General features: G+C 37.6%; 21 protein-coding genes. 17 read left to right on the plus strand and 4 right to left on the minus strand.

The window, feature by feature from the left end; genetic code table 11:
* Positions 1 to 489: 489 nt before the first annotated feature.
* The 7 genes from cccB to AABL52_RS01675 all read left to right on the plus strand — a co-directional run bounded on the left by cccB (position 490) and on the right by AABL52_RS01675 (position 7,862).
* Complete coding sequence (gene cccB / locus AABL52_RS01645) at positions 490 to 813, plus strand: cytochrome c551 (RefSeq protein ID WP_000727965.1); 324 nt, start codon at positions 490 to 492, stop codon at positions 811 to 813.
* A 355-nt stretch (positions 814 to 1,168) separates the two neighbouring features.
* Complete coding sequence (ftsE, locus tag AABL52_RS01650; RefSeq protein WP_002096203.1) at positions 1,169 to 1,813, plus strand: cell division ATP-binding protein FtsE; 645 nt, start codon at positions 1,169 to 1,171, stop codon at positions 1,811 to 1,813.
* Positions 1,803 to 2,696 (plus strand): permease-like cell division protein FtsX, encoded by an 894-nt coding sequence (gene ftsX / locus AABL52_RS01655; protein WP_000645029.1) that lies wholly within the window; start codon positions 1,803 to 1,805, stop codon positions 2,694 to 2,696. The genes ftsE and ftsX overlap by 11 nt, the downstream gene beginning before the upstream one ends.
* Before the next feature lie 70 nt (positions 2,697 to 2,766).
* Positions 2,767 to 4,251: a S41 family peptidase gene (locus tag AABL52_RS01660; RefSeq protein WP_002073557.1), complete on the plus strand. Its 1,485-nt coding sequence runs from the start codon at positions 2,767 to 2,769 to the stop codon at positions 4,249 to 4,251.
* A gap of 91 nt (positions 4,252 to 4,342) precedes the next feature.
* Positions 4,343 to 5,545 (plus strand): PDZ domain-containing protein, encoded by a 1,203-nt coding sequence (locus tag AABL52_RS01665; RefSeq protein ID WP_341518805.1) that lies wholly within the window; start codon positions 4,343 to 4,345, stop codon positions 5,543 to 5,545.
* A gap of 222 nt (positions 5,546 to 5,767) precedes the next feature.
* Positions 5,768 to 7,483 carry an ABC transporter ATP-binding protein gene (locus tag AABL52_RS01670; protein WP_000944612.1) on the plus strand — a complete coding sequence of 572 codons (1,716 nt, stop codon included), beginning with the start codon at positions 5,768 to 5,770 and terminating at the stop codon, positions 7,481 to 7,483.
* A gap of 67 nt (positions 7,484 to 7,550) precedes the next feature.
* Complete coding sequence (locus AABL52_RS01675) at positions 7,551 to 7,862, plus strand: heavy metal-binding domain-containing protein (RefSeq protein WP_000637523.1); 312 nt, start codon at positions 7,551 to 7,553, stop codon at positions 7,860 to 7,862.
* Positions 7,863 to 7,975: 113 nt separating this feature from the next.
* Here AABL52_RS01675 and abc-f read toward each other — a convergent pair whose 3' ends face one another.
* From abc-f to AABL52_RS01695, 4 genes are all read right to left on the minus strand, one after another.
* A complete protein-coding gene (abc-f, locus tag AABL52_RS01680; protein ID WP_341518806.1) occupies positions 7,976 to 9,610 on the minus strand; it encodes a ribosomal protection-like ABC-F family protein in 1,635 nt (544 codons plus the stop codon).
* Between the two features lie 267 nt (positions 9,611 to 9,877).
* Complete coding sequence (locus tag AABL52_RS01685) at positions 9,878 to 10,423, minus strand: flavodoxin family protein (protein ID WP_341518807.1); 546 nt, start codon at positions 10,421 to 10,423, stop codon at positions 9,878 to 9,880.
* Between the two features lie 4 nt (positions 10,424 to 10,427).
* Positions 10,428 to 10,796, minus strand: coding sequence for a MerR family transcriptional regulator (locus tag AABL52_RS01690; RefSeq protein WP_001219207.1), 369 nt, complete (start codon positions 10,794 to 10,796; stop codon positions 10,428 to 10,430).
* A 51-nt stretch (positions 10,797 to 10,847) separates the two neighbouring features.
* A complete protein-coding gene (locus AABL52_RS01695; protein WP_001099979.1) occupies positions 10,848 to 11,741 on the minus strand; it encodes a LysR family transcriptional regulator in 894 nt (297 codons plus the stop codon).
* A 152-nt stretch (positions 11,742 to 11,893) separates the two neighbouring features.
* Here AABL52_RS01695 and AABL52_RS01700 point away from each other — a divergent pair, with 152 nt between their 5' ends.
* From AABL52_RS01700 to uvrB, 10 genes are all read left to right on the plus strand, one after another.
* Positions 11,894 to 12,916 (plus strand): YeiH family protein, encoded by a 1,023-nt coding sequence (locus AABL52_RS01700; RefSeq protein WP_341518808.1) that lies wholly within the window; start codon positions 11,894 to 11,896, stop codon positions 12,914 to 12,916.
* A 236-nt stretch (positions 12,917 to 13,152) separates the two neighbouring features.
* Positions 13,153 to 13,350: a helix-turn-helix transcriptional regulator gene (locus AABL52_RS01705; protein ID WP_097844763.1), complete on the plus strand. Its 198-nt coding sequence runs from the start codon at positions 13,153 to 13,155 to the stop codon at positions 13,348 to 13,350.
* Positions 13,351 to 13,361: 11 nt separating this feature from the next.
* A complete protein-coding gene (locus AABL52_RS01710) occupies positions 13,362 to 13,751 on the plus strand; it encodes a hypothetical protein (RefSeq protein WP_097844759.1) in 390 nt (129 codons plus the stop codon).
* 18 nt (positions 13,752 to 13,769) lie between these two features.
* Complete coding sequence (locus AABL52_RS01715) at positions 13,770 to 13,991, plus strand: hypothetical protein (RefSeq protein WP_341518809.1); 222 nt, start codon at positions 13,770 to 13,772, stop codon at positions 13,989 to 13,991.
* A 219-nt stretch (positions 13,992 to 14,210) separates the two neighbouring features.
* A complete protein-coding gene (locus tag AABL52_RS01720) occupies positions 14,211 to 14,531 on the plus strand; it encodes an ATPase (protein ID WP_144564111.1) in 321 nt (106 codons plus the stop codon).
* 17 nt (positions 14,532 to 14,548) lie between these two features.
* Complete coding sequence (locus AABL52_RS01725; RefSeq protein ID WP_000524124.1) at positions 14,549 to 14,776, plus strand: hypothetical protein; 228 nt, start codon at positions 14,549 to 14,551, stop codon at positions 14,774 to 14,776.
* A 99-nt stretch (positions 14,777 to 14,875) separates the two neighbouring features.
* Complete coding sequence (locus tag AABL52_RS01730) at positions 14,876 to 15,637, plus strand: MerR family transcriptional regulator (RefSeq protein ID WP_141548532.1); 762 nt, start codon at positions 14,876 to 14,878, stop codon at positions 15,635 to 15,637.
* Positions 15,634 to 16,254 (plus strand): hypothetical protein, encoded by a 621-nt coding sequence (locus AABL52_RS01735; protein ID WP_341518810.1) that lies wholly within the window; start codon positions 15,634 to 15,636, stop codon positions 16,252 to 16,254. Before AABL52_RS01730 ends, AABL52_RS01735 begins: the two co-directional genes overlap by 4 nt.
* Before the next feature lie 45 nt (positions 16,255 to 16,299).
* Positions 16,300 to 16,731, plus strand: coding sequence for a DUF4362 domain-containing protein (locus AABL52_RS01740; protein WP_341518811.1), 432 nt, complete (start codon positions 16,300 to 16,302; stop codon positions 16,729 to 16,731).
* A gap of 151 nt (positions 16,732 to 16,882) precedes the next feature.
* Positions 16,883 to 18,859, plus strand: a complete 1,977-nt coding sequence (gene uvrB, locus AABL52_RS01745; protein WP_341518812.1) for an excinuclease ABC subunit B — start codon at positions 16,883 to 16,885, stop codon at positions 18,857 to 18,859.
* The last annotated feature ends 10 nt before the right edge of the window (positions 18,860 to 18,869 follow it).

The following is an 18,869-nucleotide window of genomic DNA, read 5'->3' on the forward strand; positions in this document are numbered from 1 at the left end:
TTGCTTTCGCTGAATTTTGAGTTGGGGATCTTATTGCCCGTTAATGCGGGATAAGCGAAAAAAAGCCAACAAAGTTGTCGGCGTATGCTGAGGATAGTCGAGGAGATAAAGCATTTGATTTTATTTCTATAGATGAAGTAAAGAGGAAGAGAAGTTGGAAACGACAACTTCTCTTTTTGATGGGATTATATGTAGCATATAATGTTGTATATTGTATTGTAAAAAGTAGAGAATAGTAAAACAGAGTAGCAATAGAGTAAGACTTGAACAGAACTTTTCTGATTTTCTGTTCAACAAGAATTCTTTATAGAAGTTTTTAAGTTGTTCACAGAATTGAAACAACTTATGAAAGCTTTATATTATCAGGGTTCTTACTGTATTTTTGAAAAATATGAAATATACCTTAGTTTTTCTATATAAAGATAATGCTTATAATGAAAATGAGTGTGTTAGGAATGAAAAGAATATCAACAATGGGGAGCGATAGAAGTGAAAAAGAAATTGTTGGCTATTGCGTTAGGAACATCAGTCGTTTTTGCTTTAGGAGCATGTGGAAATAAAGAAGAGAGTAAACCTTCGAAACAATCTGCAAGCACAGATAGCGCAGAGCAAATTTACCAAAAAAGTTGTATAGGCTGTCACGCGAAAGATTTATCGGGAGCAACTGGACCGGATTTACGAAAAGTGGGACAGAAATATGATGCAGCAGAGATTGAAAAGATTATTGAAAAAGGTCGCGGTTCCATGTCACCAGGAATCATTCAAGGTGAGGATGCGAAAAAAGTAGCTGAGTGGTTAGCTGAACATAAATAAAAAAGGTAAAGTGGACGAGTTGGTTATATAATCTTATCCCAAAATGATTTTGGGTGAGAACTATGACAGCTCGTTTCCTTTTTGTTGAGTGTAACATAACTGTAACAAAAATGTATCCGAACTGGAAACCGTTTGATGTTACAATGGGGTTTGTAGAATTTTGCTGAAATATATTACATAGAGTAGCGCTGCTAATAAAAAGCATGAATGGAAGCTACCTTCAACAAGAGTGGTTAAGTGAGAATAAAGTTTTTATTTTCAGATGTACAGAAAAGTATTTCGAAAAAAATCATTAAGTATTGGGTGATAAATAATGATAAAAATGACGAATGTTTATAAGGAGTACCCGAATGGTATGAAAGCCATTGCTGGTCTCACAGTTAACATTAAACAAGGTGAGTTTGTATACGTAGTTGGACCGAGTGGAGCCGGGAAATCTACATTTATTAAAATGATGTATCGTGAAGAGAAGCCATCTACAGGATCGATTAATGTAAATGGACTTGTTATTGAAACATTAGCAGAAAGAGATGTTCCATATTTCCGTCGTCAATTAGGCGTAATTTTCCAAGATTTTAAATTACTACCTAAGTTAACGGTATATGAGAATGTTGCGTTTGCCTTAGAAGTAATTGAAGAAGAAAAAGAAGCCATTCGTGAGCGTGTAACAGAAGTTTTAGGTCTTGTAGGTCTTGAGGATCGTGCAGACGCACTACCAAGTGAACTTTCGGGCGGAGAGCAGCAACGTGTTGCGATTGCGAGAGCAATTGTTAATAGACCAAAGGTTGTAATTGCCGATGAGCCAACAGGTAACTTAGATATTGAAACAGCTCTTGATATTATGAAGATTTTTACGCGTATTAACGAGCGTGGTACAACGATTGTTATGGCGACACATAACTCAGATATCGTAAATACAATTCGTCATCGTGTAATCGCGATTGAAGGCGGAAAAATTGTTCGAGATGAGATTGAGGGAGGATACGGATATGAAGGCTAAGACCCTTAGTCGACATTTGCGAGAAGGTGTAAAGAATCTATCACGTAACGGATGGATGACATTTGCTTCTGTTAGTGCAGTAACAGTTACATTATTACTTGTAGGTGTCTTTTTAACAGCGATAATGAATATGAACCATTTTGCGACGAAAGTAGAGCAAGATGTAGAAATTCGTGTACACATTGATCCAGCAGCAAAAGAAGCTGATCAAAAGAAATTAGAAGAAGATATGAGTAAGATTGCGAAAGTAGAATCTATTAAATATTCTTCTAAAGAAGAAGAGCTAAAACGCTTAATTAAAAGCTTAGGTGATAGTGGAAAAACGTTTGAGTTATTTGAACAAGATAACCCACTTAAAAACGTATTCATTGTAAAAGCAAAAGAACCAACAGATACAGCGACAATCGCGAAAAAGATTGAGAAAATGCAGTTTGTAAGTAATGTTCAATACGGTAAAGGGCAAGTTGAAAAATTATTTGATACTGTAAAAACAGGACGTAATATCGGTATTGCGTTAATTGCAGGTCTTTTATTCACAGCGATGTTCTTAATCTCTAATACAATTAAAATTACAATTTATGCTCGTAGTACAGAAATCGAAATTATGAAACTGGTAGGTGCAACAAACTGGTTTATTCGTTGGCCGTTCTTATTAGAGGGATTATTCTTAGGAGTATTAGGATCAATTATTCCAATTGGTCTAATTCTAGTTACGTATAATTCACTACAGAGTGTGTTTAACGAGAAACTTGGCGGAACAATTTTCGAACTTCTACCATACAGTCCTTTCGTGTTCCAATTAGCAGGTTTACTAGTGTTAATCGGGGCTTTAATCGGTATGTGGGGAAGTGTAATGTCAATTCGTCGCTTCTTAAAAGTATAAAAAGTTGCAAACATAATTCGTACAAGCTTATCATATAGTAGAAATAGGTAAAGGCATCACACACTGTGTGATGCCTTTTGCTACACCACCTGTGTGTTTTGGAAAGGGGAATTCCGCATTGAAACGTAGAGTTGCAATTATTGGAATGGTTGTTGCATTTTTAATTGGTGCTGGCGGAATGTTTGCAGGTATGTCTTTATTTGGGGTTAACCCAGCAGAAGTAACGCAAACAATTTCGAGTGGAAATGCTAGTACCGCGCAAGGGAATTTGGCAAAAATTAATGAGGCGTATGCACTAATTGATTCACGTTATGTGGAAGACGTGAAGGATGACAAGTTAGTCGAAGGTGCAATACAAGGCATGTTGTCTACGCTGAAGGACCCTTATTCCACGTATATGGATAAAGAAACGGCTAAACAGTTTAGTGAATCACTTGATCCTGAGCTAGAGGGGATCGGGGCTGAGGTGAACAAAACGGACGGTAAGCTTATTATCGTATCTCCAATTAAAGGCTCACCGGCAGAAAAGATTGGAATTAAACCGAATGACCAAATTTTATCTGTGGATGGAAATAGTGTGAAAGATTTATCACGTGAAGAAGCAGTATTAAAAATTCGTGGTAAAAAAGGAACGACTGTCGCGATTGAAATTAAGCGTGCAGGAGTAGCTGATCCGATTGTATTTAAAATTAAGCGTGAAAAAATTCCAATCTTCACGGTGTTTAGTTCTGTGAAACAAGAGAGCGGAAAAGATATCGGTTATATGCAAATCACTTCTTTTGCTGAAAATACGGCGAAAGAATTTAAGGATCAGTTAAAAGAGTTAGAGAAGAAAAATATAAAAGGCTTAGTTATTGACGTGCGTGGTAATCCTGGTGGCTACTTAAATAGTGTAGAAGAGATACTAGGGGAAATTATGACGGATAAAAAGCCGATGCTACAAGTAGAGCAACGAAATGGTGAGAAAAAGAAATTCTCTACGGAACTGAAAGAGAGAAAGTCATATCCAATTTCAGTATTAATTGATAACGGAAGTGCTTCTGCTTCAGAGATTTTAGCGGGTGCGCTAAAAGAGGGAGAAGGATACGATTTAATTGGTGAAAAAACGTTTGGTAAAGGCACTGTTCAGCAAGCCGTTCCATTTAAAGATGGCAGCAACATTAAATTAACGATGTTTAAATGGTTAACACCGGATGGAAACTGGATTCATAAAAAAGGAATCGCGCCAACAGTAGAAGTGAAGCAGCCAGATTATTATCATGCGACACCAATTCAAATTGAAAAAACACTTTCATATAATTCAAATGATGTGCAAGTAAAACACGCGCAAGAAATGCTTAAGAGCCTAGGATATGTACCGGGGCGTGAAGATGGATACTTTAGTAAAGAGACAGAATCAGCGCTGAAAGCATTCCAAAATGCGAATGAGATGGAAGCGACAGGACAGCTGGATAAAAAGACAGCTGAGGCGATTCAAACGAAAATTATTGAAAAAATCCGTTCTGGAGAAAATGATCTACAATTACAATCAGCATTAAAATTAATAGCGAAATAAGAAGAAATACAGGCAGTTTGCTGCCTGTATTTTTTTGTGTTAAACAAACGTTTGTCCAGTTATGATAATATAAAAAGAAAGAATGATATAAATGGTGGTGAATGAGTTCGTGGAGGCATGGATTTTTGAAATAATGCGGGCAGTTGGACGTTTTTTCTTACACCCTGCTGTCTATGTATTTTTAATAAGTAGTATCTTCGTTGGATACTTACGTATGTTACGAGAACGAAAGGATTTTTCCTTTAAAGTTTATGATATTTGGTTTGAACTGCGAACATCTCTATTTGCGGGCGTTGGATACGGATTAATCGTATCTATTATTACAATTGGACTTGGCCTTGTCGTTTCCAAAGCAAGCTTATGGGTCATCTTATTATGGACGTTATTATTTGGATTAACTGCTATGTATCGATATTTATCAGCAGCTTATACATTTAGTATCGCAATTGTATGCGTTCTATTATCTTCTAAGCTACCAGTTTCTTTCTTACAGCTTGGAGAAGGTGAAGAGAATACGATTGTATCTCTTGCTATTTTACTAGGCGTCATGCTCATTGTAGAGGGCTTGTTGATTTCTAAAAATGCAGTAGGATATTCGACACCGAAGATTAGGAAGGGTAAGCGCGGGTTAAAGATTGGTTTACATGAATCAAAGCGCTTATGGATCGTTCCTATTTTTATTCTTGTACCAGGTGACGCAGTAACACAATTTATTTCATGGTGGCCTGTCGTTTCAATCGGTTCAGATACTTATTCTTTATTCCTCGTTCCATTTTTAATTGGATTTATGAGAAAGATTAGAAGTTATGAGCCAACGGAAGCTTTATTATTTACAGGAAGACGTGTGTACGGATTAGCAGGACTTGTGCTTGTTTTAGGAATCGCAAGTTATTGGTGGCACGTACTTGCAATTATCGCGATGGGAGTTGCAATGCTTGGACGTTTCACAATTTCCATGCAAGAGAAAATTGTGGATGAGACAAGACCGGCGTACTTCGCTGCACGTAATGATGGGCTTGTTGTATTAGATACAATCCCAAATACAATTGGGGCAGAGTTGAATTTACTGCCTGGAGAAGTAATTACGAAAGTAAATGGAGTCATTCCAGGAAGCGCTGAGGAATTTTATGATGCGCTTCAAACGAAGACGACAGGAGCATTTTGCAAGTTAGAAGTATTAGATACTAATGGAGAGCTTCGCCTTGCTCAAACGGCATTATACGCCGGAGGACATCACGAATTAGGAATTGTGTTTGTTCAGCAGGAGCATGAGTGGGATTCGGAAGCGATGTAATAGAAGAAAGGGTATCACCTTGTGGTGATACCCTTTTTGGTTGTGAGGGGGCGGTAGTAATTGAGATTTATATCGGCGATTATTCAAATATATCGACTTTCCGGCAAAAAAAAGAAACTAGCGCAAACATTCTTTTTAGTTTCATAGACGGATAACTTGAATAATTATTTGATAATGGTTATCATTTAGAGGTGTTTTAATTTTGGAAAATGGAGGTAAGATATGCTACGTAAATTTTTTTCTTACTATAAACCGTATAAAGGTTTATTTATACTCGACTTTTCTTGCGCAGTTGTCGCAGGGTTACTAGAACTTGGCTTCCCGCTTATCGTAAATCAATTTATTGATAAGTTATTGCCAGGGCAAAACTGGACGCTTATTTTATGGGCTTGTTTCGGTTTACTTGCAGTGTATATTTTAAATGCAGGCTTACAATACGTCGTTACATATTGGGGACATATGCTTGGCGTTAACATTGAAACGGATATGAGGCAGAAATTATTTGATCACATTCAAAAGCTATCATTCAGATTTTTTGACAATAATAAAACAGGTCATTTAATTTCACGTCTTACAAACGACTTAATGGAAATTGGGGAAATTGCTCACCATGGGCCAGAAGATTTATTTATCGCTGTTATGACTTTAGTTGGGGCATTCTCATTTATGATGATGATCAACTGGAAGTTAGCGCTATTAACGTTCTTCGTTATTCCATTCTTATTATGGTTGGCACTTTACTTCAATAAAAAAATGACAGGTACGTTTAGACGTTTATTCTCAGACGTTGCTGATTTCAATGCATGTATTGAGAATAACGTTGGTGGTATCCGTGTTGTACAAGCATTCGGAAATGAAAGGTTTGAGAAAGATCAATTTGCTGTAAACAATGCTCGTTTCCGTACAACGAAATTAATGGCGTATAAAATTATGGCGTTAAATTCATCGATTAGTTATATGCTCATGCGTCTCGTAACGCTCTTCGTCTTAATATGCGGTACATGGTTTGTTCTGCAAGGTGAATTAACGTACGGTGGATTTATCGGATTCGTTCTATTAACGAATATTTTCTTCCGCCCAATTGAAAAAATTAATGCGGTAATCGAAAGCTATCCGAAAGGGATCGCTGGTTTTAAGAGATATGTAGAGCTTCTTGAAACAGAGCCAGATATTGTAGACTCTAAAGATGCGATGGAAGTGAAACATGTACATGGTGATATTCAATATAGCAACATTACGTTCGGATATGAAAATAAAGAACCGATTTTAAATGATATTAGTTTGAAAATACATGCAGGCGAAACGGTTGCGTTCGTTGGACCATCAGGAGCTGGAAAAACAACGTTATGTAGTTTACTCCCACGTTTTTATGAACAATCGTCTGGGTCAATCCAAATTGATGGTATTGATACGAAAGATATGACGTTATCTTCACTTCGTAAGCAAATTGGAATTGTGCAGCAAGATGTGTTCTTATTCTCAGGAACGATTCGTGAAAATATTGCTTACGGAAATTTAAAGGCATCAGAAGCTGAAATTTGGCAGGCAGTAAAACGTGCGCAGTTAGAAGACTTAATTTACTCACAACCAGACGGTTTAGATACTGTTATCGGTGAGCGCGGCGTGAAACTTTCAGGAGGACAGAAGCAGCGTCTAGCGATTGCTCGTATGTTCTTGAAAAATCCGCCAATTTTAATATTGGATGAAGCAACTTCTGCACTAGATACAGAGACGGAACTAGCAATTCAAAAATCACTTGCTGAACTATCTGTCGGCCGTACAACATTAGTTATCGCTCATAGACTTGCAACGATTAAAAATGCAGATCGTATTGTCGTTGTAAATAAAGATGGTATTGCAGAACAAGGTTCACATGAAGAATTAATTGAGCAAGGCGGAGGATACAGTAGGTTATACGAAGCTCAGTTTAGTTCGTAAATATAATTTGTACTGAATTAGCACATCATATAAGTAGATGGAAATCTCATATGGGAGGCTATAAAGTATGATTGTAACAACAACGTCTACAATTCAAGGGAAAGAAATTATTGAGTATATCGATATCGTCAATGGAGAAGCGATTATGGGTGCGAATATCGTTCGTGACCTTTTTGCCTCGGTCCGTGACGTTGTCGGCGGTCGTGCTGGCGCTTATGAAAGTAAATTAAAAGAAGCGCGCGACATCGCAATGGAAGAGATGAAAACTTTCGCAAGACAAAAAAATGCGAATGCAATTGTTGGTATCGATGTGGATTACGAAGTAGTTCGCGAAGGGATGCTAATGGTTGCAGTGAGCGGGACTGCTGTCCGTATTTAAAGTGAAAAGCCGTGCTGATGCACGGCTTTTTACTTTTATTGATGCTATTCTATGTCGAAGTTCCAATATTTCTTGGGAAATGCGGAAGGCCTTGTCGATATATAGGGAAGACATTAGAGCGCTTCTTTACATTTCCGGATTTGAACTAATAATGTTTCATATTCTTGTTCGAGAGATGTGATGTCATCGTGATGATTTGGTATGGAAATTCGGCTGATGATTTCTGTTAGTTTTGTTTGTAATCGTAATAATTCTTGTTCAGTAACGTTTACAGAATCCCCAGTCGTTCTTTTGGTGTATTGCTCGTAATTACCGTGGAATACTCTAGGTTCACTCTCATCTACTTGTAGAATATGGTCGGCAACAGAGCGAATAAAGGCACGGTCATGGCTAATGAAAAGTATTGTGCCAGGATATTCTTGTAACATGCTTTCTAATTCTTCTTGTGTTGCTAAGTCTAAATAGTTTGTCGGTTCATCAAGCAGAAGCATATTATAGTTTCCTAAAAATACTTTTGCGAGTGCAACCTTCATTCGTTCACCACCGCTTAGAACGTGCACAGGTTTATGAACATCTTCACGGCGGAATAGGAGCCTTGCAAGTATTGTTCGAACGAACGATTCAGTATAATTTGTTTCTTCTAGAACGTTTTCTAAAATGGTTTTATCTGTTTTTAAAATTGATAATGTTTGTTCGAAGTATCCAATTTTACAACTTTTCGAAAGCTGCATGCCACGCTCGTTTGCGAGAAGCATGTTGAACAAAGTTGTTTTGCCGCTTCCGTTTGCACCTAAAATAGCAAGTTTTGCACCAGGGGCAATAGTTCCATTCATATTTTTAAATAGTGTGCGGTCGCTTATTTTCTTTGTTGCTTTATTGAACTGTACTGCCACTTTACTATGAATGGGTGTATGGTATTGCACGTCAAACTGAGCCTGAGAAAGATCTTTTGGCTTTTCTTTCTTTTCTAGTTTTTCGAGACGTGTTTCTAATGCCTTTGTTGCTTTGCTAACCTGTTCTTGCCCATGAGCCCCACTTAACTTATAAAGTTTAGATTCAGATGAACTGAACCGAGTTGGGATTTTTGTCATGTTGGAAGCACGTTGTTTTCTTTGTGAAATGGATTGCTCTAAACGATTTTTTTCTTGTATATATTGCTCATACTCTGCTTGTTTTTGTATTCGTTCACGTTCTTTTTGTTTTCGATAGTTGGAATAATTCCCTTTATACTCTTGAATCATGCCGTCTTCAATTTCAATGATTTTTGTACATATATTATCTAAAAAGTCACGGTCGTGCGATATTAAAACAAGTGCCCCTTTATAAGATAAAAGTGCCTTTTCTAATTGCTCTGTACCGACCATATCTAAGTGGCTTGTTGGTTCATCAGCGAATAAAATGCCTGCATCTTGTTCGAGAGCATGAGCAATCTTTAGCCGCATTCGTTCACCGCCGCTCATTGCATCTGTAACGTTTGAAATACTCCATTTTCCTTTTGCGAGAGAAGAAGCGGTTTCCGGTAGTTCCTTACTAAGCTGAGGAATGATGCTGATAGAACTATGATGAGTTACTATGCCTTTGTCAGCTTCTATTTCTTTACTTAATATTTGTAATAACGTAGATTTACCAGCTCCGTTAACCCCGACAATTCCTATACGATCCTGTGCTTGAATTTCCAGTGACGGTAACGTAAATAGCGTGCGATCACCAAAGCTCTTTTCAATATTGCGTGCGAATAAAATAGTCATAAAAAAACCTCCCTAGTTTCACTAGAGAGGATAAACGTCGCCCTTGCATGTAAAAAATCGTACATAAATAAACGATTTTTTTACATGATCGTTTCGAAAGAAAGTATCGACAAATGGACAGACTAATCCTCTGCTAGTTTTCATCATTTTTTGTTCACTATTTGTGATGGATGAAATAAATAAGAGAATTAGAACTTCATTGGTCAAAGTACCTTCCTTTCATAATGTTACTTTTATTGTATGCGCATACAAAATGGTTTGTCAAAGTTATTTTTGCTTGTGATTTTTGAATTCGTTATTATACAGTTGTGCCTTTGCTAGTGCTTCAGCATCATTTTTAATTTCGTCCAATCCATTCGCATCCCCAATAACATACCCTTCAAATGATGAACCAACAAAATCAAAGATGTATTGGAACTGAGCGATAAGCGGTAATGCTTTCAGCTTTGGATTGTCTCCGCCAACGATTACAACGTACATTTTTTTACCTTTCATTTTTTCTTTGAAATGAAGAGATGTATCACGCAAGCTTTGTGACCAGCGATCGACGAAGTTTTTCATATGACCGCTCATTCCATACCAGTATAGCGGTGTAGCAAAGATAATTGTGTCGTGCTCTAGCATGCGTTCAATTAAATGTTGATAGTCATCGTTTACAGACTGGAATCCTTTTGCATCATGACGTTGGTCTGTAATAGGATGGACTGTATGGTCTCGCAAGTAAATTTGTTCTGTTTCGATTCCATCGATCATCGTATGTGTTAAAGCTTCTGTATTTCCGTTTTGTCTTGAACTGCCATGTATAACAAACATGTAATCATTCCTTTTCTTTTGTTTGTTTTAGGAGTGAAACGTGTTTTTGCAAATTCGTTTGAATGCTGGAAAGTAATGAGATTTGTTTCGTTACTTCATTGAGTTTATCTTCATAAAGCGTAAGGATACTGCTGCAAGGATTTTCGTACAGGTGCGGCTCTATTTCGAGGCAGCGCAGCATCCTTTCCGTCTCTTCTAAATTTAAGCCAATTTGTAAGTACATTTGAATAAGCTCCACTTTTTCGATGGCACTTTCATCAAAATCACGGTAGCCATTTGCGAGGCGCTTAGAAGGGAGTAATCCCTTTTCTTCATAATGTCTTAGTGATCTTTCGCTAACCCCGGTTTCTTTTGATAACTCTCCAATTCGCAATGTGTTTCACTCCTTTTACATGTATTGTAAACCTTCACACTAATGTGAAGGTCAACCCTGTTTTTTCGCAAAGGAATCTACATGATTTAAAAACACTTGAATAGCCTTAGACGGGATGAAGTATTTGCCGCGTACGATGGAGAACGGCCGGATGAGTTTTTCATTTGGAACTTCTACGTGGAATAGCTCTTTTGCCAGTAGCTCTTTCCGTACGGTCCAATCAGAAAGGATGGCGATGCCAAGCCCAGCACTAACTGCTTCCTTCACACTTTGGATACTACTAAATGTAAAGAATCGTTTCATTTTTAAATGGTGTTGATGAATAAAGCGGTCACTATAAGCGCGTGTTCCAGAACCACTTTCTCTTAATACCCATACTTGATCTTGGAGTGTACTTTCATTTATTTTCTTTGTGCGGAGTAGTGGATGATTTGGCGGGACGACGAGCTTCATTTCATCTTGCATAAACGTTTCAACGTCAACGTCGGCGTATACGACTTGCCCTTCCACTAAGCCGATATCAATTTGATTAGAGCGAAGGCTTTGCAAAACATCTTCTGTATTTGAGATAAAAGTATGAACTTCGACGTGTGGATTTTCATTCGCATAGTTAGCCAGTATTTTGGGAAGTAAGTATTCACCAATTGTAAAACTAGCACCGATGCGAAGAGTTCCTGTTACAACGTTATGTAGCTCGTTAATTTCTTGCTTAGCATCTTCATAAAGAGAGAGCATTTGCTTTGCATGTATATATAATATGTTTCCAGCCTCCGTTACTTGAACGTGCTTCGGAGAGCGCTGAATAAGTGTAGTGCCAAATTCGTTTTCTAAGTTGCGTATATGCATACTTACGCCAGGTTGTGAAAGGTTTAATAATTCTGCTGCACGGGAGAAGTGTTTCTGTTCAACGACAGTAACAAAAATTTTTAAAATGTCTACGTTCATGTAATGGGCTCCTTTCGTTTTTCTTTCATCTTATCATAAGTATTTCTGATGATAGAGATTCAATATTGATATTAAACTTATTATAGAAACTCTCTTATAATGTAAGTAGAAAGAACATGCATGTTCCAATACGATTATTGGAGTGGTTCAAAGTGGAACAAACACTTGTTATACAAAAGAAGAAGGGTTATGGATTTTCGCAAGGAATTGGGATTACACTATTAATCGCAATTGCTGCGAAATATTTAGCAGAGCTTCCGTTTTTAAATATTATGGGACAATTAGTAATTGCTATTCTAATTGGGATGGTTTGGCGTGCGGCAATTGGGGTTCCGCAAGAAGCGATAGCTGGAACGAACTTTGCGAGTAAGAAGTTACTTCGCTTTGGGATCATCTTACTTGGAATGCGATTAAATCTTGTTGATATTGCGAAGGCAGGGCCGAAAGTACTGGTCATCGCAGCGGTTGTTATTACATTTACGATTTTCGTTGTATATGGACTAACGAAAGTATTTAAAGTAGAGAAGAAGCTTGGAATTTTAACAGCGTGCGGAACAGCAATCTGCGGCGCGGCAGCGGTCGTGGCAATTGCACCGCAAGTGAAAGCGAAGGATGAGGAAACGGCAGTCGGCGCAGCGATTATTGCAATTTTAGGTACAATATTTACACTTATTTATACGCTATTATACCCAGTGCTTGGCTTCTCACCGTACGGTTACGGTGTATTCTCAGGTGCGACGCTGCATGAAATCGCTCATGTCATCGCAGCTGCGGCGCCAGGAGGAAGCACGGCTGTAGATATCGCAGTTATCGTGAAGTTAACGCGTGTTGCAATGCTTGTGCCAGTAGCGATTTTAATTGGACTATGGTTTGGTAAGAGCGAAGGTAGCGAGGAAAAAAGATCGTGGCGCGACCTTCCAATACCATGGTTCATCTTCGGATTTTTAGCAATGAGTGCCGTGCATTCGCTCGGTATTATCCCAGAAGTTGTTGCCGGATACATTGTTGTCATTGCTTACATGCTTATAGCTATGGCGATGGCAGGACTTGGTTTAAATGTAGAGTTTAAAACGTTCCGTAAGTTAGGAAGTAAAGCATTCGTGGCGGGGCTGATCGGCTCGGTTTGCCTTTCTATTCTTGGCTACGTTCTTGTATATGCGTTAGGATTTATGTAGTAGGACGAAGAGGCTGTTCCAAAAGATATTTTGGGACAGCTTTTTTCTTATGATTATAGTGCCACGGATGTCGATATATTTAAAAAATCGCTGATATAAATTGAATTACGCTTGTACTTTGTTAGAGAAGATGTTCAGTGAAATGTTTTACTAAAATTTGTAAAGATATCTTTACTTGGAAATGGAAAATATTTATAATTAAAGTAAAGATATCTTTACTTTCGAAGGTGGAGCCTATGGGTGTGAAAAATAAAATAAAAGAGTTAAGAAAGCAACATCATATAACGCAAGTTGAAATGGCAAAGGCGATGCAGGTGACGCGGCAGACGATTGTGGCGATTGAAAACCATCATTATAACCCGAGTCTAGAGTTATCCCTAAAAATCGCCAAATATTTTGGGGTGAAGGTGGAGGAAATATTTGCGCTAGAGTAAGGGGAGGAAACATGAACGATACTAAAAAGTTATTGATCGGTGCGACTTTTGGATTGTTTTTGGGAGACATTGTAGTTCATATTATGAACCCGGTTATACCAATTTTACCGCTCGTAGTGAGTAACGTTTTAGTAATTGTATTTTTGATAGTGTATACGTATTACAAAAAGCGTAAGTACAAAAAAGAAGAACTTCCAGATATAGATGAGCGAGTAAATGAAAATATAAAAAAATATGTAAATGTCTCATTTGTATTCGCATTTCTATTGCTTATTGTTTATATTGTTGCGAGTAAGGCGATAGGAAGAGCTGTTATACCAGTGCAAGAAATATTTCTGATATGTAGTTCCTTATTTGCGGGTAGTCTCATCATAGGAGTCATGATAGGAAAACGAGCATAGAGATAGGAGGAATGAAAAATGCAAGATGAGTTTGAGAGATTCCAGTCAGATAAAGCGTTTAAATATGTAGGGTTATTTTTTATGATTAGTTTAGCGGTATGGAGTTTATATAATTTAATAGTTGATGGAAATGCTGGTATGCCGTTTGTTTTATTTGTACTAGGACAGTGGGTGTATTTTCTTGTGAACTATTGGCCGAAGTGGAAATATAGAAATCAAAAAGAGGCTGATCATGTATGAGTAAGCAAGATATTATACGGTTCATAGGAAGTTTATCCCGCTTTAATGGGCAGTAAGACCCCATCTCAAAATTCAGTGAAAGCAAAGAATTTAGGTGGGGGATCAACTGCCCATAAAAGTCCGATTGGTTCAACTAATAATCAGTGGGGGATGAAGAAAACCCCCACTGATTAAAGTTTCACTTTATTTTTAGCGGGTCTTGTTTTAAATGTGAGTTTAATGATTTTAAGTATTTCGTGGGGAACGATCTTCATATCAAATGTAGCACTAGTCATTTTGTATGGTATTTCGGAATATAGAGAACAGAAGCGTTTGAAAGAAGAGGGAGTACCGTCGATTGATGAGCGAGTTGTGAACAAGATGAAGTCATATTTTACGATTAGTATGACAAGCTTCGTTTTTTTGTTCATTATGTATCTTTGTGTAAATAAGTATTTAGATAGGCAAGCAGTACATGTAAATGAGTTATTATATATTGCTATTTTTGGTTTATTAATAAGTATGGCATCGACGAGTGTGTTAGCAACAAGGAATAGATAGAAAAAAGGGGAACTGGGATGGGATTACCGGTATTATGTGTCGCTACGGCTATTTTTGCTTTGTTTTGGGGAATGCAGAACTTCTCTCGTAATCCAGTACCAAGTATTTGTATTATGCTTGGTACTGTAGGTTTATCATATTATTTATTAGTTTCAGCTCATTACCATAAAACAGCAACGAGTGTTGTTGTTGGAGCACTTATTTTATTTTGTGGGCGCGCTGTACAAAAGGGATTATTTCCGTAAAAGCTGTTTATACAAAGAGTATAAACAGCTTTTTGTATTTTTTTAGAAAAGTCTTGAAAGTTACGTAACGTCATCTTTTATAATGAAGGGGAAGAGGTGATGGTAGTGATTTCAATACAACAATTGACGAGAGAGACAGGGGTAACAGTACGTACATTACGTTATTATGATCAAATAGATTTATTAAAGCCGAGCGGGAAAACAGAAGGCGGGCATCGTTTATATAGTGAAGCTGACGTAATACGTCTCCAACAAATTTTATTTTTAAAGGAAATGGGATTTTCATTAAAAGAGTCTGCGAATATGTTAGTAAAAGGTGAGCTTAACTTAAAGGATTCGCTTGAAAAACAACTTCGGTTTGTACAGGAAGAACAAAAGAAATTCAATCGAATGGAGCGCGTTTTACAAGCAGTTGTTTATTCGGTAGATGTGGAGGGAGAGCTCGATTGGAAAGTTATGTTTGAACTGATCCAGCTTTCGAAACAGTCTCCTCGTATACGTGAAATATTTCAAAATGAAGTATTTTCAAAGGAAGAACAAAAGTTGCTTCATAATTTGCCAAATATGAGTGAAGAAGATCCGAATGTTTTAGAATGGGTGGATTTATTAAAGCAATTACGCACTTTTATGAAAGACGGTAAAGAAGCTGCAAGTGATGAGGTGCAAGGGGCAATGAAGAGATTAATGCAGAAGTGTTTAGAAATGGCCAATGGTGATGAAGCGTTTTTAGATAAGTTATGGGAAGTTAGAAAATCGAAGGAAGATTCACAGAAAATGAGCATGTATCCAATTGAAGAAGAACTTTTATTATATATGGATGAAGCTTTTCGTATATATGATGAGAAGGAGAGGGATAAATGAGTATACTCGCAGAATATCGTTGGTACTTTTTAATTGGGGCAGAGATTGTATTTTGGTTATCGGCTATCGGTTTCTTTTTACTCCGTTACGGATTCCGTTTGAAGAAGGCGAGCTTTATTATGGGGATTGTACTACTCGTAAATGAAGTGTTCATTTTAACCTTAGGGGTAGTGGACTATTATCAAACAGGAAAGTTCTCTAACTTTCAAATCATTACGGTAATTATTTTATTGTATGCAGTTTTCTACGGGAAAAAGGATTTGAAGAAGCTTGATATATTTGCGCAAAAGCTAGTTGCGAAATGGCGGAATGAACCAGCGCCAATTAGGGAAGAACACGTAGAATTAACAGGTATGGCTTATGCGAAGCAGGAAATAAAAAATTGGGTATTACATCTTGTTTTATTCGTTGTTGTGCATATTTTCTTTTTCTTTCTGTACGGTTTTGTCCCGTTTGAACAGTGGCATAATTGGTTAGAAACGGGGATTGTTTTAAATGAAAAAGCAAGTCGTGTTAGCCAAGTTTGGGCGATTATACTTTTAGTGGATACAGTTATTTCATTTTCATATGTTCTTTTCCCGAAGAAGGAAAAAGGAAAAGAGAAGCTACTTTCGTAGAGGAAAGTAGCTTTTGCAGTATACAAATGATTTTTATAGGAGCGGATGACAATAGGAAAAAGAAGTGGTTTTATATGCCTACTTCTCTTTAGTTTAGTAGCATGCTCACAACCTAACATTACAATTGATAAGAAGAATGATGTCATTGTAAAGGAAGCAGGAACTTCCAAGCTAGATAAATTTGAAAAGTTCGTTTTGAATGTGGAACAAGGGGAAGTTGATAAAATAAGAATTGTACATTATACACATGAAGGTGATCCGGTTTTTCAAACGTTAGAGTATAGTGGAACAGATATAATTCATATGTTAGATAATAGACAAGATCGATTTGCTGGTAATCATACAGGTATGAATGAAGATAGCTGTAAAAGGATTGTTAAAGAGTGGCGTGAAGCACAAATGGCTTATAGGTTAATAGATTGTGCGAATGAAAGTGGGCGCAATGGATATGATTTATTATATGTACCTAAAAAATAGAGTTAGTAGAGGAAGGAAGATTTGACTCCTTCCTTTTTCTATGTATATATTGTCGAAAATTTTACCGAATATCTGTTCGTTTTTTTAGGTTTTTTATGGGCGTTCGTGGTAAAATAATAATACAGATTTTTATGAGGAGGTCGGAACTTAAGTGGAACATCAATTTGAAATTATTTCAGCGTATTCCCCCCAAGGTGATCAGCCGGTAGCTATAGAGAAGCTTGTAGAGGGAATTAATAGTGGAAAGAAAAAGCAAGTGTTGCTTGGAGCGACAGGAACGGGTAAGACATTTACGATTTCAAATGTCATTAAAGAAGTGCAGAAGCCAACACTTGTCATGGCTCATAATAAAACGTTAGCGGGACAGTTATATAGTGAGCTGAAAGATTTTTTCCCGAATAATGCAGTTGAATATTTTGTTAGTTATTACGATTATTATCAGCCAGAAGCGTATGTGCCGCAAACAGATACGTTTATTGAAAAAGATGCGCAAATTAATGATGAAATTGATAAATTGCGTCACTCAGCAACGTCTGCACTATTTGAACGGGACGATGTAATTATCGTTGCGAGTGTTTCATGTATATATGGTTTAGGTTCTCCAGAAGAATACCGCGAGTTAGTTGTTTCACTTCGCGTTGGCATGGAGAAGGACCGCAATCAATTGCTTCGTGAACTTGTTGATGTGCAGTATGGACGTAATGATATTGATTTCAAGCGTGGTACATTCCGTGTGCGCGGGGATGTAGTTGAAATCTTCCCGGCATCACTTGACGAGCATTGTATTCGAATTGAGTTTTTCGGCGATGAAATTGATCGTATTCGCGAAGTAAATGCGTTAACAGGTGAAGTATTAGCAGAACGTGATCATGTAGCAATCTTCCCAGCATCTCACTTCGTTACACGTGAAGAAAAGATGAAGGTCGCTATTGAAAATATAGAAAAAGAATTAGAAGAACGTTTAAAGGAATTAAATGATAATGGCAAGTTGTTAGAAGCGCAGCGTATAGAGCAGCGCACACGTTATGATTTAGAAATGATGCGCGAGATGGGATTTTGTTCAGGGATTGAAAACTATTCCCGTCATTTAACACTTCGTCCGGCGGGTGCAACGCCATATACGTTATTAGACTATTTCCCGAAAGATTTCTTAATCGTTATGGATGAGTCGCACGTATCGGTACCGCAAGTAAGAGCGATGTATAACGGGGACCAAGCACGTAAACAAGTGCTTGTAGATCATGGATTCCGTTTGCCATCAGCTTTAGATAATAGACCGCTTACGTTTGATGAATTTGAAGAGAAAACGAATCAAGTTATTTACGTTTCGGCAACGCCAGGACCGTATGAGTTAGAGCAGTCACCGGAAGTAATAGAACAAATTATTCGTCCAACAGGGCTTTTAGATCCACCAATTGATATACGACCAATTGAAGGACAGATTGATGATTTATTAGGAGAAATTCAAGATCGCATTGCAAAAAATGAACGTGTATTAATTACGACTTTAACGAAGAAGATGTCAGAGGATTTAACGGATTACTTAAAAGATGTAGGAATTAAAGTAAACTATCTTCACTCTGAAATTAAAACGTTAGAACGTATTGAAATTATCCGTGACCTTCGTCTTGGTAAGTTTGATGTACTTGTCGGTATTAACTTATTACGAGAAGGGTTAGATATTCCAGAAGTATCACTTGTAGCTATTTTAGATGCTGATAAGGAAGGGTTCTTGCGTTCAGAGCGTTCATTAATTCAAACAATCGGTCGGGCAGCACGTAATGAAAACGGCCGCGTAATTATGTACGCAGATCGTATAACAAGATCGATGGGAATTGCGATTGAAGAAACGCAGCGTCGTCGTACGATACAAGAGGCTTACAATAAAGAGCACGGTATTACGCCGAAAACGATTCAAAAAGGCGTGCGTGATGTTATCCGTGCAACGACAGCTGCTGAAGAGCCGGAAACATATGAAGCAGCACCAGCTAAGAAGATGACGAAAAAAGAGCGTGAAAAGACAATTGCGAAGATCGAAGCAGAGATGAAGGAAGCAGCAAAAGCGTTAGATTTCGAGCGTGCAGCTGAATTAAGAGATTTACTATTAGAATTAAAAGCGGAAGGGTGAACAGAGTGAG

The sequence above is a fragment of the Bacillus paramobilis genome, assembly GCF_038096195.1.
GTDB classification, from domain to species: domain Bacteria; phylum Bacillota; class Bacilli; order Bacillales; family Bacillaceae_G; genus Bacillus_A; species Bacillus_A mobilis.